Annotated in this window: 14 protein-coding genes and 2 tRNA genes; 14 read left to right on the forward strand and 2 right to left on the reverse strand. The window is 71.2% G+C overall.

Features of this window, described 5'->3' with window-relative positions:
* Positions 1-20: 20 nt before the first annotated feature.
* From ACF07B_RS02195 to ACF07B_RS02240, 10 genes are all read left to right on the forward strand, one after another.
* Positions 21-212, forward strand: coding sequence for a hypothetical protein (locus ACF07B_RS02195; protein ID WP_392177981.1), 192 nt, complete (start codon positions 21-23; stop codon positions 210-212).
* Between the two features lie 127 nt (positions 213-339).
* Positions 340-501, forward strand: a complete 162-nt coding sequence (locus ACF07B_RS02200) for a hypothetical protein (RefSeq protein ID WP_037618764.1) — start codon at positions 340-342, stop codon at positions 499-501.
* A gap of 68 nt (positions 502-569) precedes the next feature.
* Entirely contained in the window at positions 570-1,301 is a 732-nt protein-coding gene (gene nadD, locus ACF07B_RS02205; RefSeq protein WP_392177446.1) for a nicotinate-nucleotide adenylyltransferase, read from the forward strand.
* A 17-nt stretch (positions 1,302-1,318) separates the two neighbouring features.
* Positions 1,319-3,154 carry a LytR C-terminal domain-containing protein gene (locus tag ACF07B_RS02210; protein WP_392177447.1) on the forward strand — a complete coding sequence of 612 codons (1,836 nt, stop codon included), beginning with the start codon at positions 1,319-1,321 and terminating at the stop codon, positions 3,152-3,154.
* A gap of 125 nt (positions 3,155-3,279) precedes the next feature.
* Positions 3,280-3,723 carry a ribosome silencing factor gene (rsfS, locus tag ACF07B_RS02215; RefSeq protein WP_392177448.1) on the forward strand — a complete coding sequence of 148 codons (444 nt, stop codon included), beginning with the start codon at positions 3,280-3,282 and terminating at the stop codon, positions 3,721-3,723.
* On the forward strand, positions 3,720-4,406 hold the full coding sequence (locus ACF07B_RS02220; protein ID WP_392177449.1) for a histidine phosphatase family protein: 687 nt from the start codon (positions 3,720-3,722) through the stop codon (positions 4,404-4,406). The genes rsfS and ACF07B_RS02220 overlap by 4 nt, the downstream gene beginning before the upstream one ends.
* A gap of 117 nt (positions 4,407-4,523) precedes the next feature.
* Positions 4,524-4,596: transfer RNA gene (locus ACF07B_RS02225), tRNA-Ala, on the forward strand.
* A gap of 464 nt (positions 4,597-5,060) precedes the next feature.
* Complete coding sequence (locus tag ACF07B_RS02230; RefSeq protein WP_261702676.1) at positions 5,061-5,234, forward strand: hypothetical protein; 174 nt, start codon at positions 5,061-5,063, stop codon at positions 5,232-5,234.
* 3 nt (positions 5,235-5,237) lie between these two features.
* Positions 5,238-5,471 carry a hypothetical protein gene (locus tag ACF07B_RS02235; protein ID WP_037618755.1) on the forward strand — a complete coding sequence of 78 codons (234 nt, stop codon included), beginning with the start codon at positions 5,238-5,240 and terminating at the stop codon, positions 5,469-5,471.
* Positions 5,472-6,026: 555 nt separating this feature from the next.
* Positions 6,027-6,099, forward strand: a tRNA-Ala gene (locus ACF07B_RS02240).
* Positions 6,100-6,237: 138 nt separating this feature from the next.
* Here the strand turns inward: ACF07B_RS02240 and ACF07B_RS02245 are convergent.
* Complete coding sequence (locus tag ACF07B_RS02245; RefSeq protein WP_392177450.1) at positions 6,238-7,857, reverse strand: NADH-ubiquinone oxidoreductase-F iron-sulfur binding region domain-containing protein; 1,620 nt, start codon at positions 7,855-7,857, stop codon at positions 6,238-6,240.
* Positions 7,854-9,134, reverse strand: a complete 1,281-nt coding sequence (locus tag ACF07B_RS02250; RefSeq protein WP_392177451.1) for a cytochrome b/b6 domain-containing protein — start codon at positions 9,132-9,134, stop codon at positions 7,854-7,856. The genes ACF07B_RS02245 and ACF07B_RS02250 overlap by 4 nt, the downstream gene beginning before the upstream one ends.
* Before the next feature lie 406 nt (positions 9,135-9,540).
* Between ACF07B_RS02250 and leuS the strand changes: the two genes are divergently transcribed.
* The 4 genes from leuS (at position 9,541) to ACF07B_RS02270 (ending at position 15,626) form a co-directional block, all read left to right on the forward strand.
* On the forward strand, positions 9,541-12,432 hold the full coding sequence (gene leuS / locus ACF07B_RS02255) for a leucine--tRNA ligase (RefSeq protein ID WP_392177452.1): 2,892 nt from the start codon (positions 9,541-9,543) through the stop codon (positions 12,430-12,432).
* A gap of 125 nt (positions 12,433-12,557) precedes the next feature.
* Positions 12,558-13,289: a hypothetical protein gene (locus ACF07B_RS02260; RefSeq protein WP_369484718.1), complete on the forward strand. Its 732-nt coding sequence runs from the start codon at positions 12,558-12,560 to the stop codon at positions 13,287-13,289.
* A 72-nt stretch (positions 13,290-13,361) separates the two neighbouring features.
* The gene (locus ACF07B_RS02265; protein WP_392177453.1) at positions 13,362-14,207 is read left to right on the forward strand and encodes a DegV family protein; all 846 of its coding nucleotides are present in this window, start codon (positions 13,362-13,364) and stop codon (positions 14,205-14,207) included.
* A 129-nt stretch (positions 14,208-14,336) separates the two neighbouring features.
* Positions 14,337-15,626 (forward strand): ComEA family DNA-binding protein, encoded by a 1,290-nt coding sequence (locus ACF07B_RS02270; RefSeq protein WP_392177454.1) that lies wholly within the window; start codon positions 14,337-14,339, stop codon positions 15,624-15,626.
* Positions 15,627-15,860: the final 234 nt, after the last annotated feature.

The following is a 15,860-nucleotide window of genomic DNA, read 5'->3' on the forward strand; positions in this document are numbered from 1 at the left end:
CAGCCTAGGCGGAGATACCGTTGACGGGCAGTACAGAGAAGGAGTCGTACGACATGGAGCACATCCCCGCGGCCGCGTGGCTCACGGAGGCCGCCTCGGCGGCAGACAGGCAGGGTCCGGGCAATCTGCTCCGCGTCGTGCTGATCGTCGTGGTCATCGGGGTGGTCCTGGCCGCCTGGTTCCTGCTGCGCGGCTACAAGCGCGACGACTGACGGCCGGCCGCGGACCGGCGGGCGGAGCGCCGTCCCCAACGGCGGAGTCGGCGTGTTCGCTGTGTGGGCGCCCGCATACGATGGGCCGACATCTTTATCCCGCACCCACTGGATAGGTTCTGCCGAGATGAGCTTCCAGCACACCGCCGCACAGTTGGCCACCGTCGTCGCCGAGGGCGAGAACGGCGGCAACCACGAGAGCCTCAGCCCGTACCTGACCGGCGGCGGGGCCCTGTTCATCCTGCTCCTGCTGCTGTGGATCACCACGCGCTTCAACCGCGACCGCTGAGTCTCCCGGGCCCGCTCGGGGCCCCTGTCGGCCGGAGCCCGTCGGCCGGGCCGGTAGGGTCTGCACGCATGGGAGAGCAGGACATGCCTACCGGTCCGGCGAGTGACACGGAGAGCGCCGCCGCCGGCGACGCCACGGGCGGAGCGGGCGCGGCGGCCGGCGGTGCGGTGAAGCGCCTCGTGACCGGCCCCGGCAACGCCCCCTCGAATCCGGGCAAGCGCCGGCTCGGCGTCATGGGCGGCACCTTCGACCCGATCCACCACGGGCACCTGGTCGCGGCCAGTGAGGTCGCCGCGCAGTTCCACCTCGACGAGGTGGTGTTCGTGCCGACCGGGCAGCCGTGGCAGAAGACCGGCCGCATGGTCACGCCCGCCGAGGACCGCTATCTGATGACGGTCATCGCGACCGCCGAGAACCCCCAGTTCTCGGTCAGCCGGATCGACATCGACCGCGGCGGCCCGACCTATACGACGGACACCCTGCGCGACCTGCACGCGCTCAACCCCGACGCGGATCTCTTCTTCATCACCGGCGCGGACGCGCTCGGCCAGATCCTCACCTGGCGCTACACGGAAGAACTGTTCTCCCTCGCGCACTTCATCGGGGTCACCCGGCCCGGTCACACCCTGACCGACCCGGGGCTCCCGGAGGGCGGTGTCTCGCTGGTCGAGGTTCCCGCGCTCGCCATCTCGTCCACAGACTGCCGTGCGAGAGTCGCCAAGGGCGACCCCGTCTGGTACCTGGTGCCGGACGGTGTGGTGCGCTACATCGACAAGCGTGAGCTGTACCGCGGCCAGTGAGCCGAGAGGGGCACCCGGTGAACGACCGATACGACGGATACGCGGGCGGCGACCAGCAGTACGAACTCGTCGGCTACGACGAGTACGGGCAGCCTGTGTACCGGCAGGTCCCGCAGCAGCCCGCCCAGGGGTACGACGGCTACGACGCCCGGCAGCAGCAGGGCTACGGCTACGACCCCTATGCGACGGGCCGTCAGGAACCTGTCCAGCCCTACGACACGGGCCACCAGGCACCTGTGTCGCCCTATGACACCGGTCAGCACGAGACGGTGTCGTCCTATGACACCGGTCAGCACGAGACGGTGTCTCCCTATGACACCGGCAGGCAGGAGACGGTGTCGCCGTACGACACCGGTCAGCAGCCGGCCGCCTCCTTCGACCCGTTCGGCACGGGTGCGCCCCGGGCCGGCGGGACCGGGACCGCCCGGACGCCGTACGACGGCTACGGGCGGAGCGCCGGCACGGCGGGCGCCGCGAGCACCGGCGGGCAGCCCCGGGTCGCCGAGCAGGCCCCCCGCATCCCGCAGCAGGCCGGGCCGGCCGAAGACGACGCCCCCCGGGCCGACCGGGACTACGGCACCGAGCAGTTCGCCTTCGTCGAGGACCAGGAGGCCGAGTCCGAGGACGTCATCGACTGGCTGAAGTTCACGGAGAACCGGACCGAGCGGCGCGAGGAGGCCAAGCGCCGTACCCGCAGCCGGATCGTCGCCCTGGTCGTGGTCCTGGCCCTGGTCGTCGTCGGTGGCGCGGGCTACCTCTGGTACGCGGGCAAGCTTCCCGGCACCGCCGAGGACGCCAAGCCGGGGGCCACGACGCCCGTCGCCGCGCAGAAGCGGGACGTGGTCGTCGTCCACCTGCACAACACCAAGGGCGGCGGCACCGCCACGGCCCTGCTCGTCGACAACACCACCACCGAGCAGGGCACCACCGTCCTGCTGCCCAACTCCCTCGCCCTGACGGACGACGACGGCTCGACGACCACGCTCGCCAAGTCCGTCGACACGGACGGCTCCTCCGGAACACGGGAGGCGCTGGACACCGTGCTGGGAACCAGCATCCAGGGCACCTGGCGGCTCGACACCCCTTACCTGAACAACCTGGTCGAACTCGTCGGCGACATCGAGGTCACCACCAACACCGACGTTCCGGACCCCGCCTCCAAGAAGAAGAGCGACCCCCCGCTCGTCAAGAAGGGCGAGGACCAGACGCTCAGCGGCAAGATGGCCGTCGCCTACGCCACCTACCAGGCCGCGGACGAGGCCCAGAACGCGCAGCTCGAGCGGTTCGGCCAGGTCATGCAGGGGGTCATGCGCAAGCTGTCCTCGGACAAGCAGGCCGCGACCACCACCGTGCAGACGCTGGCCCAGATCCTCGACCCGTCCCTGACCGACCAGGACCTCGGCGCCTTCCTCGCCAAGCTCGCCGACCTCGCCAAGGGCGGCGACTACAAGACCGCGCTGCTGCCCGTGCAGCAGGACGGCACGCTGACGGCGAGCACCTCCAGCAGCGTGATCAAGAACGTTCTGGGCGGTACGGCGAAGAGCCCCGAGGCGGGTGCCGCGGTCCGCGTCGGCATCGAGAACGCCACCGGCGTCAAGGCGGCCACGGGCCAGGCCCGGGTCGCCCTGGTCAACGGCGGCTACACGTTCCTGGACTCCGGCACCTCGGCCGCCGCCCGGAGCGTGTCCCAGATCACGTACAGCGACGCCGCCAAGAAGGAGGACGCCGTCGAGGTCGCCAAGACCCTGGGGCTGCCCACCAGCACCGTGAAGAAGGGCAAGGCCACCGGCAACGCGGACGTGTCCGTGGTCCTCGGCCAGGACTACAAGATCACCAGCCGCTCGACGGGATGACCCGCGGGTGACCGGTATCACGCCCCGGGGCCCGGCCCCGGGGCGTGGCCCGAGAAACGCGTGGGGTGTCCTCGGCGGCCGTGAGACCCTTGAGTCGTAACCGACCGCCGACGGAAAGCCGCGTAGTGACCGCCACGGACCGCTCCATCGAGCTCATTCAGACCGCCGCACAGGCGGCCGCAGACAAGCTCGCGCACGACATCATCGCCTACGACGTCAGCGATGTTCTCTCCATCACCGACGCCTTCCTGCTGGCGTCCGCGCCCAACGACCGTCAGGTCAAGTCGATCGTCGACGAGATCGAGGAGCGCCTGAACAAGGAGCTCGGCGCCAAGCCGGTGCGCCGCGAGGGCGACCGCGAGGCACGCTGGGTGCTGCTCGACTACGTCGACATCGTGGTGCACGTCCAGCACAGCGAGGAGCGCGTCTTCTACGCCCTCGAGCGTCTGTGGAAGGACTGCCCGGAGCTCGACCTGCCCGAAGAGGCCAAGGCGACCCGCGGCAAGGCCGCCGAGCACGCCAAGTTCCACGCCGAGGAGGACTCCGTCGGCATGGAGGAGCTGCGGTGACCGCCGAGGCCCACGAGGCCGCGGGCGCGACCACCGAGGCGAAGCCGGGCAGGGGCCGCCGCGTCATCCTGTGGCGGCACGGCCAGACCTCCTGGAACGTGGACCGCCGCTTCCAGGGCTCCACGGACGTCGAGCTGACCGCGACGGGCATCGGGCAGGCGAGCCGCGCCGCCCGGCTGCTCGCCTCGCTGAAGCCCGACGCCATCGTCGCCTCGGACCTCAAGCGTGCCGCCGCCACGGCCGCCGAGCTGGCCGCTCTCACCGGCCTCATCGTCACCCACGAGGAGGGCCTGCGCGAGACCTACGCGGGCGTCTGGCAGGGGCTGACGCACGAGGAGATCATCGCGCGTCACGGCGAGCAGTACGCCGCGTGGAAGCGCGGTGAGCCGGTGCGGCGCGGCGGGGGCGAGCTGGAGACCGAGGTCGCCGACCGCGCGGCCCCCGTGGTGCTGCGGCACGCCGACAAGCTGCCGGACGACGGCACCCTCGTCGTCGTCAGCCACGGAGGCACGATCCGCACCACGATCGGCCGTCTGCTCGATCTGGAGTCCCAGCACTGGGAGAGCCTCGGTGGCCTGTCCAACTGCTGCTGGTCCGTCCTCGGCGAGGGCGTCCGCGGCTGGCGGCTCATGGAGCACAACGCCGGCACACTGCCGGAGCCGGTCCTCGGCGACGACGACTGAGAGGCGCCGGACGGCCCTCCGTCCGGTCGCCCGGGCCCGGAGGGACCGGATTTCACTTTCCGGCTGGTCGCAGGCTAAAGTTCTTCTTGTTCGGCCCGCAGGGCGGGAAGAACACAAGGGGCTATAGCTCAGTTGGTAGAGCGCCTGCATGGCATGCAGGAGGTCAGGAGTTCAATTCTCCTTAGCTCCACAGACCGACTCTCCTCGAGTTGTCGGACAGAGTGATGAAAGATCCCGTTCCCGTGAGGGAGCGGGATTTTTCGTTGTTCACACCCGAGTTGGGACCCGGCCCCGGAAGAACGCGCCGAGGCGGGCGCAGTTGGGCGGACGGACTGCGAAAGCCGTGTCGTGGGCCACCGCCGGACGCGTCGCCCCGGCGGCCGCCGTGACACCGTCAGGAGCCGCGCGCGCTCTCCCGCTCATGGAGTGGCGTGGTCTTGGGCACACTCATCTCGAACCCGCTTGAGTCACTTGGGGTCCCTGGGGCGTATACCTTGGCGGACACGCTCCTGGCGTGCTCGTATGCGCCGGTCCCCAGGGCCGTGCTGGGTGCCCGTGTCCGGACTGGTACGAAGGCGTCGCTGACCGTATTGCTCCGGCCGTGGCAGAATCAAACGGCCGGAAGGGGGCGCGGCCCGACGGGAGGGAGTAGCGATGCCTGCCAGCATCCTCGAGGAGGTCGACGATCTCCTCGAAGTGGCACTGAACCGTAAGAAAGCCACCCTCCTCGACTGCCCTTCCTGCGGATCGGTCCACGTTGCCCAGGTTCTCGGTGACAACGGTGGAATCTCCTACGTGTGCACGGCCTGCGGCCACAGCTGGAGCTGATTGATGGGTGCACACAGGCGGAAATGCGATTGGTGCGGCAGTGGTACGCCGATCGTCCGCGACATGGAGCCGGTCAACCACGACTACCAGTACTGGTGCGAGGAATGCGCGCGGGCGCTGATCATAAAAGGCGACCCGATCGAGACGTACCGCGAGCTGGAGGGCGAGCCGATCTACGCACGGCTCCTCGACGAGCACTGCACGCTCAAGCGCTTCTATTCGTTCGCCACGGCCTGACCGGGGGGCCGTGTGCCCCCGGGGCCGTGTGATCCCGGCGCGCGTCCGACGCCGGGCCGGCCGGTCCGCCGCCGTTCCGGCCGGCCCGGCGGCGTCAATCCGCTGCCGTTCCGGCGCAGTTCCCGCCCCGCCCGCACCGTGCCGTGCCGGCGCCGCACCCGCTCGCGTTCACGCGAGCGGGACACCACAGCCGTCCTGGAGCGGCCTCCGCGCGCCCCTCGGTGCCCCGCAGGCCGGACGGGTCTCACGTGAGCCCGTGAAGCCCGTCAGGGCCCCGTGAAGCCCGCCAGGAGTCGCGTGGCGGCCCCGGGGAGCGTTCCCCGTCCGTCGATGCCCGGAGAACCCCGCTCCGCGCCTCCCCGAACCCGTTCGGCCCAGTGGTCGTATCCGGGCGGAGGTGGCACGCGGCAGGGCCCGCACAGCGCGACATAAAGCCTGAATCGGTACAGGCGGGAAACGATTTGGTGGTGCACCAGGGGAACCGTGTAATGTTGGCGTCGCCGCCGGGGAAACCGGGCGACACGGTGAAAACGCGGTCTCGCCGCGTGGCCACAAGGGGCTATAGCTCAGTTGGTAGAGCGCCTGCATGGCATGCAGGAGGTCAGGAGTTCAATTCTCCTTAGCTCCACAGTCGTTGAAAGCGGGCCACCCGATCAGGGTGGCCCGCTTCTTCGTTCTCCCGTGCCTCTCGCGGAACGGCCGTCCGGCCCCCGCGCGGAACGTGTCGAAGGCGGGCCACCGGTTCCTGGTGGCCCGCTCCTTCGTGTCAGCGGCCGCTGCCGAGCGCGCGGCGCCCGCGGCCCTGGGAGAGGACCGGCAGGTTGTTGCGCGCCGGGGACGAGCCCCTGGTGTCCTCCTCGATCCGCAGGGCGAGCGCCGGGCAGCGGCGCACCGCGCGCAGGGCCTTCGCCTCGGCGAAGCGCGGCACCGGGGCCTGCGCGACGGTCGGGAAGCCGTCGGCGCCCAGTTCGAAGACCTCGGGAAGGAGATCGGCGCACAGGCCGTGCCCGCGGCACAGCGTCCAGTCGACGAAGATCTTCTGGCGGCTGGGACCCGTCTCCTGCTCGCCCTGGCCGCCCATGATGCTCAGGGGCAGCCGGCCGTCCTCGAAGAGCGGCAGAACGCCTTCCACGGGCCTTCCGCAGCCGTTTCCGAGGACATGGGCGGCGAGGTCGTCCGTGAACGCCTTGAGGGTCGACTCGATGAACATCGCCGAGCCGTCCGGGTGGGAGCAGGCGCCGCGCCGCTTCACGGACTTGGCGACCTGCTTCACGGCTTCCAGCGCCGCCGGGCCGCCGCCGTTGAGGATGTCCGCCAGGCCGCGCGCCGCGGCGGGCAGGCCCAGGTAGCAGGGGCCGCACTGTCCCGCGCTCTCGTCGGCCAGCCACTGCGCCACGCGCAGCGACTCGCCCAGGGGGCAGGTCTCCTGGGTGATGGGGAGGATCGCGCCGGCGCCGAGCGCGCCGCCCACCGCGGCCAGGGAGTCCCGCGAGATGATCGCCTCGTTGACCGTCGCCGCGTCCAGCCACTTGCCGTGGTAGCCGCCGGTCAGGACGCCCTGGGGCATCGCCGGGGCGCCGGCCAGCTGGAGCACGTAGCGCAGGGGGACGCCGGTGGGGACCTCGATCACCATGGGGCGCGCGACCGCGCCCGAGACGGTGAGCATGACGGTGCCGGGCTCGTCGTACAGGCCCGTGTTGCGGTAGCGGTCGGGGCCGATGCGCGCGGCGATGGCCAGCTGCGCGAACGTCTCGGCGTTCGACAGGAGGGTGGGCGCGCCCCCGACACCCGACTGGGAGGCGCTGACCTTGCGGCCGGGCGGCACCGCCGGGCCGCCGTCGATCGAGCGGATCAGCGACGCGGCCGCGCCGGTCACCATGCGCACGGGGTTGCGCTGCACGCGCGCGCGCAGGGGCGATCCCCTCCGGTTGCTCAGGCCCCGCTCGGACAGCGCCGCTTCCATGGAGCGCTGGGTGGACTCGCGGGTCACGCCGATCACGAGCTGGCGGGCGCCCATGGCCTCCGCGACCAGAAGTGCGCCGTCGAGGATGAGGTGCGGGGCACGGTTGATGAGCACCGTGTCCTTGCGGCAGGCCGGTTCGTCCTCGCTTCCGTTGACGACCACCACCGGGCGGATGCCCTTCTTGATGGCTGATTCGGCCACCGAGCGCAGTTTTTTGCCGAACGGGAAGCCCGCCCCGCCGCGGCCCTTCAGATTGATGTCCTCGGCGAGGCTCGCGAGCTCTTCTCCGCCCAGGGGTTCGAGCGGACCGTGCACCTTGAGGTGCATGGGCAGATCAAGGCGTTCAACCAGGTCGAAACCCGACGTGAGCTGCGGAAGTCCGACTACGCGGACTTCCGGGACGTCGGGCAGGGCCTCGTTCACTTAAAGCCTCCGGAAGGGGCATTCCATGATTCACCGGAGCCAGGAGCGTCGAAGGCGCCCGGCAGTACGTCAGTCGTGGGACCGCTGTCGTACGTGTCGTTGGTGTTGTACGTGCGATAGGACACGTTCGTCTCACCGGTGTTGTACACATCACTCGTGCCGTAGTTCCCGGCGGGCGGATTGCCGTAGACCGGGACGGTGTATCCGGTGTCGTTGAGCGGGTCGTACGCCGACACGGGGGCCTCACCGACGGGGGCCGACGTGGGAACGGGCCAGCCGCCCTGCGGGGCGCCGTTGCCGGCGCGGGGGAACGTCTCGGTGGGCTGCGCGTTCACGGGCATCGGGAACTGCTGCGTCCCGGGGGCCGCGGGGCCGTCGCCGGGTGTCGCCACGGCCCGGTAGGCCGCCGCGAAGCCGGCGTCCGCGGGGTCGGGCGCGCCGCCGAACTGGGGGGCCGAGGGCTCCTTGCGCTGGGGCGGGACGAAGCCGTCGCCCGGGGAACGCTGGGCGGAGCGACCGCCGGAACCCTGCTGCGACTCCATCGCGGCGGCACGGGACGCCTCCAGGTCCTCACGGAACCCGCGGGCGTTGCCGCCGCCGATGAGCGCCAGGACCTTGGCCGCGACCTTGTGCTTGAAGGGGGCCGGCGAGGTCCGCAGGGCCAGGGCCCCCATGACCGCGAGCAGGCACAGGCTGTAGAGGATCGTGAAGATCGGCTTCGCCGCGCGACCCGCGTAGAGGCCGTGGACGAGCGCGGCGCACCAGGCCGGGTAGGCCAGCATGTGCATAGCGCGCCAGCGGGCCGCGACCGGGGCGGGCGAGGCGAAGGCGCTGCGCAGGGCACCGGTGACGGCCGTGAAGATCATGAGCAGACCGGCCAGGGAGCCGAGGCCGATGAGCCCGCCGATGCCCGTGACGCCGAGGCTGAAGGGGACGAGGGCGGAGAGCAGGCTCGTGTGGTCGAGCGCGATCTTCACCGTGATGTGCAGCAGGAGGAAGGCGACCGAGGACACGGCGGTCGTCCGGTGCACGGCCTGGGCCACCAGCCGCTGGCGGGTGTTCAGGAAGATCCGGTCGGTCGCGACCAGACCCCAGATCACCGAACAGGACAGGGAGACCAGCGACAGCACGCCGGCGCCGAAGTTCAGGAAGTCCTGGAGTGCGTTGCCGCCCACCACCACGATCACGGGTATGAGGAGCAGGACGGCAGCCGTCGCCGCCCCGTAGGCCGAACGGCCCACCCGGGGAAGCGAGCTGTTGTTACGACGAGGGTTCATGAGGGGTACTCCCTACGGTTCGGGGAAGCGGTCCCGAAGGCGCACTCTAGGTCGAGAAATGGCGTCGAGCTCCACGTTTGAGTTATTGCCTTGTTACCAAAGGGCAATGAGGTCTTTGTGTTGTCCGCAAGCGTCCGTTAAGCGAAGTAAAATTTGAACATCGGTCAACATTTTTTTGCCGGCTGTCCCGGCGGGCGCGGTGCCCACGGGCCCGGAAGCTCGTCGCGGCCCGTGCGGGCGCTGCGGTACCCTGACGCCATGCGTGCCGTACGCCTTCTGCTTAGCGAGCCGCGCTGATCAGCCCCGACCGCTGACGTATCGCGGTCGGCATCAGCGCGGCGTCCCCTCCTGTGCGAGGGGTTTTTTCATTTCCGCCGGCAGAGACGATCGATGGAGCTTTGAGGACATGAGCGAGACGAACACCGCTGCCGCCACCGCCGAGTCGGCCGCGCCGCACCGCTACACGGCCGCCCTGGCCGCCGACATCGAGGCACGCTGGCAGGACTTCTGGGACGCCGAGGGCACGTACGAGGCCCCGAACCCCACCGGTGACCTGGCCGGGGACCCCGAGCTGGCCGCCCGGCCCAAGAAGTTCATCATGGACATGTTCCCCTACCCCTCGGGTGCGGGTCTGCATGTGGGTCACCCCCTGGGCTACATCGCCACCGATGTATCCGCCCGGTATCAGCGCATGACGGGTCACAACGTCCTGCACACCCTGGGCTTCGACGCCTTCGGCCTGCCCGCCGAGCAGCACGCCGTCCAGACGGGCGAGCACCCCCGGGTGACCACCGACGCCGCCATCACGAACATGAAGTCCCAGCTGCGCGCACTGGGCCTGGGCCACGACAAGCGCCGGTCGTTCGCCACGATCGACCCGGAGTACTACAAGTGGACCCAGTGGATCTTCGTACAGATCTTCAACTCCTGGTACGACGACGAGGCCGGCAAGGCCCGCCCGATCTCGGCGCTGGTCGCCCAGTTCGAGAGCGGTGAGCGTGCCGTCCCCACCGTCGCCGGCACCACGCGCGCGTGGAACGAGCTGAGCGCCGTCGAGCGCGCCGACGTCCTGAGCGGCTACCGCCTGGCGTACGCCTCCGACGCGCCGGTCAACTGGTGCCCCGGCCTGGGCACCGTCCTGGCCAACGAGGAGGTCACCGCCGACGGCCGTTCCGAGCGCGGCAACTTCCCCGTCTTCAAGGCCAAGCTGCGCCAGTGGAACATGCGCATCACCGCCTACGCGGACCGCCTGCTGGACGACCTGGACGCGCTGGACTGGCCCGAGGCCATCAAGCTGCAGCAGCGCAACTGGATCGGCCGCTCCGAGGGCGCGCGCGTCGACTTCCCGATCGACGGCGAAGCGATCACGGTCTTCACCACCCGCCAGGACACCCTGTTCGGCGCCACCTACATGGTGCTGGCGCCGGAACACCCGCTGGTCGAGAAGTTCACACCGGCCGCCTGGCCCGAGGGCACCCACGACGTGTGGACCGGCGGTCACGCGACGCCCGCCGAGGCCGTCGCCGCCTACCGCGCGCAGGCCGCCTCGAAGTCCGATGTCGAGCGGCAGGCCGAGGCCAAGGACAAGACCGGTGTCTTCACCGGCGCGTTCGCGACCAACCCGGTCAACGGCGAGAAGGTCCCGGTCTTCATCGCCGACTACGTGCTGATGGGCTACGGCACCGGCGCGATCATGGCCGTCCCCGCGCACGACACCCGCGACTTCGCGTTCGCGCGCGCCTTCGAGCTGCCCGTGCGCTGTGTGGTCGAGCCCTCGGACGACCGCGGCACCGACGCCTCCACCTGGGACGACGCCTTCGCTTCGTACGACGCGAAGATCGTCAACTCCGCCGGGGACGACATCTCCCTGGACGGCCTGGGTGTCGTCGACGCCAAGGCGCGCATCACGGAGTGGCTGGAGCGCCGGGGCATCGGCGAGGGCACCGTCAACTTCCGGCTGCGCGACTGGCTGTTCAGCCGCCAGCGCTACTGGGGCGAGCCCTTCCCGATCGTCTACGACGAGGACGGCGTCGCCCACTCGCTGCCCGAGTCGATGCTGCCCCTGGAGCTGCCGGAGATCGAGGACTACTCGCCGCGCACCTTCGACCCGGACGACGCGAACACGTCCCCGGAGACCCCGCTGTCGCGCAACGAGGACTGGGTCGCCGTCACCCTGGACCTGGGTGACGGCCGCGGCCCGCGGAAGTACCGCCGCGAGACCAACACCATGCCCAACTGGGCCGGTTCCTGCTGGTACGAGCTGCGCTACCTGGACCCGCACAACGACCAGAAGCTGGTCGACCCGGCCATCGAGCGGTACTGGATGGGCCCCCGCGAGGGCCAGCCGCACGGCGGCGTCGACCTGTACGTCGGCGGCGCCGAGCACGCCGTGCTGCACCTGCTGTACGCGCGCTTCTGGTCGAAGGTCCTGTTCGACCTGGGCCACGTCTCGTCGGCCGAGCCGTTCCACAGGCTGTTCAACCAGGGCATGATCCAGGCCTACGTGTACCGCGACAGCCGCGGTATCGCCGTACCGGCCGCCGAGGTGGAGGAGCGCGACGGCGCTCACTACTACCAGGGCGAGAAGGTCTCCCGGCTGCTGGGCAAGATGGGCAAGTCCCTGAAGAACGCGGTCACCCCGGACGAGATCTGCGCCGAGTACGGAGCGGACACCCTGCGCCTGTACGAGATGGCGATGGGCCCCCTGGACGTCTCCCGCCCGTGGGACACGCGCGCGGTGGTGGGCCAGTACCGCCTGCTGCAGCGGCTGTGGCGCAACGTCGTCGACGAGGCGACCGGCGAGGTCACCGTCGCCTCCGCCGAGCCGGACGAGGACACGCTGCGTGCCCTGCACAAGGCCATCGACGGCGTACGCCAGGACCTGGAGGGCATGCGGTTCAACACCGCCATCGCCAAGGTCACCGAGCTGAACAACCAGCTGACCAAGACGGGCGGCCCGGTCGCGCGCCCCGTCGCCGAGGCCCTGGTGCTGATGGTCGCGCCGCTGGCCCCGCACATCGCCGAGGAACTGTGGCGCAAGCTGGGCCACGCCGACTCGGTCGTCCACCAGGACTTCCCCGTCGCCGACCCCGCGTACGTCGTCGACGAGGCCGTGACCTGCGTCGTGCAGATCAAGGGCAAGGTCAAGGCCCGCCTGGAGGTCTCCCCGTCGATCACCGACGCGGAGCTGGAGAAGGTGGCGCTGGCCGACGAGAAGGTCGTCGCGGCGCTGGACGGCGCCGGGATCCGCAAGGTGATCGTGCGCGCGCCGAAGCTGGTCAACATCGTCACGGCGTAGCCGACCGGCTCGGGGTAGTCCCCTACGGGCAGGTTCGGGGTCCCTCCGGAACTCCGAACCTGCCCGCAGCGTTTACCGTTGAGAGCGCGGCGCAAGGTGCCGCGGCCGGTCGGAGGAGGAGTGTGATGGGTACCGTGATCACCGTAATCGCCTTGCTCTTCCTGCTGTTCGTGGTGTTCGGCGCGTATGCGACGGTGAAGGTGATCGGCGCCGCCAAGCGCGGTGTGGACCGCACCATCTCGCAGGCCCGCCGCACGGTCGAGGACACCACCCTGCGCGCGAAGACCTTCGCCCAGTTCGGACCCCAGGGCGAGCTGGCCCAGCTCAGACTGACGCTGCGCACCTCGATGCGCGCCACCCAGGACGCGCTCCAGGCGAGTGCGGCGGAGGACGAGTCCCTCAAGGAGTCCCTGAGCCTCTTCGAGCGGCTCAGCGCCCACGGGCACGAGCTGGACGCCGAACTGAAGCGTCTGGAGGCCGAGCCCGACCGGGACACGCTCGCCACCCGGCTCCCGGGCCTGCGGGAACGCACCCAGCGGATCACGCGGTCCGCGGACTCGCTGCGCTGGGCCGCCCGCGACCGCGCCCACCGCTTCGCCGGAGACGACCTGGACACGCTGAGCGCCCAGATCGACGTGGAGGCCGGCGCGCTGCGCCACTGGACCAAGGAGCCGGGTCCGGCCACGTCCTGGCCCGACGCTTCCACGGCGGACGCGGGGGTCTCGGACGAGCAGAGCGGGCCCCGGAGCCCGCAGTCCCGTCCCGAGGACCTGTCGAGGCGTTCGGCCATCACGCCGCCCGGCCAACGGCCCACCTACCCTTGGCAGAAGAAGCCCCGCCCCGAGAGCACGACATGATCCGGCCGTCGCGACCGCAGGTGGACGGGGCCGGGCTGCCGCGGACCCGCCCAGCCAGGTAATCTCCAGCTCATGTCCCGCCATGTCGCGATCGTCACCGATTCAACGGCCTACCTGCCGCCGCGGACGATGGAGCGCCACGGCATCACATCCGTTCCGCTGACCGTGGTCCTCGGGGACCAGGCGCTCGAAGAGGGCACCGAGATCTCGGCGCGCTCCCTGGCCCTGGCACTGCAGAAGCGGCGCCCCGTCACGACGTCCCGGCCCAGCCCCGAGACGTTCGCCGCGACCTACCGCGCGGTCGCCGAGTCCGGCGCCACCGGGATCGTCTCGCTGCACCTCTCCTCCGAGTTCTCGGGCACCTACGACGCCGCGGTGCTCGCGGCGCGCGACGCCCCGGTGCCGGTGCGCGTCGTCGACACCGGGATGGTCGCCATGGCCCTCGGGTTCTGCGCGCTGGCCGCCGCCGATTCCGCCGAGGCGGGCGGGAGCGTCGACGACGCGGTCACCGCCGCCGAGAAGCGGGCCGCGGGCATGTCCGCCCACTTCTACGTCGACACCCTCGACTACCTCCGCCGTGGCGGCAGGATCGGGGCCGCCCAGGCACTGCTGGGTTCCGCGCTCGCGGTGAAGCCGCTGCTGCAACTCCGCGACGGCCGTATCGAACTTCTCGAAAAGGTCCGGACCTCGTCCAAGGCGATCGCGCGCCTGGAAGAGATCGTCGTGGACCGGGCGGGCACCGCGCAGGTCGACATCGCCGTTCACCATCTGGCGGCCCCCGAGCGGGCGTCGGCCCTCGCGGACCGGTTGCGGGCACGGGTTCCGGGACTCGCCGAACTGCATGTGAGCGAGGTGGGCGCGGTGATCGGAGCGCACACCGGACCCGGTCTGCTGGCGGCGGTCGTCTCGCCCCGATGAGGAGGCCGGCACCCCCGTCGCCCGCGTGCGTCGCTCGCGCGAGTGATGGAGTTATCCACAACTGGGGCGCTTTCCACCGGAATTGAGCAAGATCATCGCGAGGGTGGCGGGTTGCCGCATCCTCGCCGCATGGCACTTCGATCGAGCTCACGCACCGCGACCCCGACCAGCGGCCCGGGTCGCGGCCCCCATTCCGACAGCCGCAGCCGCCATCGCCGTCGCGACGGGCGAAACCGGACCCGTCGTCACGAGGCTTCGGCCGCGGCGCTTCGGCTGCGCGCCGACGCGCTCTTCACCGAACGCGCCCAGGAGCGGCGCGAGTCGGGCCACGGCCCGCCGCGGCCGGACCGCGATGGCGGGGACGTCCCCAGGGCGCACACGGCTGTGGGCACGGGCGTCATGGCCGGCCTGGTCCGGGATTCCTGGAACCCCGGGGCCGGGGCCCACGGCCGCGACACCGTCCCGGACCCTGGACGGACACCACGGGCAGAGGGTTCGACGGCCGACAGGACGGCGCCCCTGAGCACGCCGACGGCGAGCACGCGGACCGGGAGCGCGTGGACCGCGAGGGCGTGGACCGGGAGCGAGGCGCCCGGCGGTGGGCCGGTCCCCGGCGGTGGTCCGGTTCCCGGCACCGCGAGTGCCCCGGCCTTGCATGATCCGGCCGGGGAAGCGGGCGCGTGGCGGGACCGGGCCGGGCTCGCCGTGCGGGAGCGGCTTCCGCTGTGGCTCCAGTCGCGGTGCGGTCTGGAACGCAGGAGCGTGGCAGCGCTGAGCGTGCTGCTGGTCGTGGCCGCCGTCTTCGCCGCGCAGCACTTCTGGGCGGGCCGGACGCGACCGGTCCGTGCCCCGGAGGTGGTGAGCGCCGGCGCACCGTACGGCGGGAAGCACCCACCGGGCGAGGGGCCGGGCGGGGATTCCGGTGCCCCGTCCGGAGCTTCGAGCGCCGTCGGCGGGGGTGTGGTCGTCGTGGACGTGGGCGGAAAGGTGCGCGCCCCCGGACTCCAGCACCTGCCGGCCGGGTCCCGCGTCGAGGACGCCCTGCGCGCCGCCGGCGGATTACGGTCCGGCACGGACACCGACGGCCTCAACCGGGCCCGGGTCCTCGTGGACGGCGAACAGATCGTGGTCGGCGCGTCCGCGGCCCCGGCGGGAGCCGGACCGGGTGGCTCCGGAGGTTCCGTGGCCTTCGGCGCCGGAGGATCCGCGGCGGGAGCGGTGCCCTCCGCGCCGATTCCCCTCAACACGGCCACCGTCGACCAGTTCGACAGCCTGCCCGGCGTCGGACCCGTCCTCGCCCGCCACATCATCGACTACCGCACGGCGCACGGCGGGTTCCGCTCGGTCGACGAGCTTCGCGAAGTGAGCGGGATCGGAGACCGACGCTTCGCCGATCTCCGGCATCTGGTGCGGCCATGAGCGGTTCCGGTTCCGGGAGGGGGGACGAGGGGGCGGGCCCGGCGGCGAGCGGGCTGTCCGGCGGGCCGGTGAGGATGCCGCGGGAGTCCACGTCCTTGGCGGCGAGAGGCTCGCGCACGCCTCGGACGACGGCGGCGTCCGGGCCTCGGCCGGCGATGGGGCCCCGGTCCGGGACGGCGGCGGAGGCGGGGGAGACGCGAGGTGCCCTGACGCGCCCCGCGGGTTTGCCCGATG

This window comes from Streptomyces sp. NPDC015532 (assembly GCF_043078065.1).
GTDB lineage: Bacteria > Actinomycetota > Actinomycetes > Streptomycetales > Streptomycetaceae > Streptomyces.

What these genes read in the sequence shown, in the direction of transcription:
- ACF07B_RS02200 (WP_037618764.1), top strand. Translation starts at nt 340, where the DNA reads ATGAGCTTCCAGCACACCGCCGCACAGTTGGCCACCGTCGTCGCCGAG.
- nadD (WP_392177446.1), top strand. Translation starts at nt 570, where the DNA reads ATGGGAGAGCAGGACATGCCTACCGGTCCGGCGAGTGACACGGAGAGC.
- ACF07B_RS02230 (WP_261702676.1), top strand. Translation starts at nt 5,061, where the DNA reads ATGCCTGCCAGCATCCTCGAGGAGGTCGACGATCTCCTCGAAGTGGCA.
- ACF07B_RS02235 (WP_037618755.1), top strand. Translation starts at nt 5,238, where the DNA reads ATGGGTGCACACAGGCGGAAATGCGATTGGTGCGGCAGTGGTACGCCG.
- ACF07B_RS02250 (WP_392177451.1), bottom strand. Translation starts at nt 9,134, where the DNA reads ATGAACCCTCGTCGTAACAACAGCTCGCTTCCCCGGGTGGGCCGTTCG.
- leuS (WP_392177452.1), top strand. Translation starts at nt 9,541, where the DNA reads ATGAGCGAGACGAACACCGCTGCCGCCACCGCCGAGTCGGCCGCGCCG.
- ACF07B_RS02260 (WP_369484718.1), top strand. Translation starts at nt 12,558, where the DNA reads ATGGGTACCGTGATCACCGTAATCGCCTTGCTCTTCCTGCTGTTCGTG.
- ACF07B_RS02265 (WP_392177453.1), top strand. Translation starts at nt 13,362, where the DNA reads ATGTCCCGCCATGTCGCGATCGTCACCGATTCAACGGCCTACCTGCCG.
- ACF07B_RS02270 (WP_392177454.1), top strand. Translation starts at nt 14,337, where the DNA reads ATGGCACTTCGATCGAGCTCACGCACCGCGACCCCGACCAGCGGCCCG.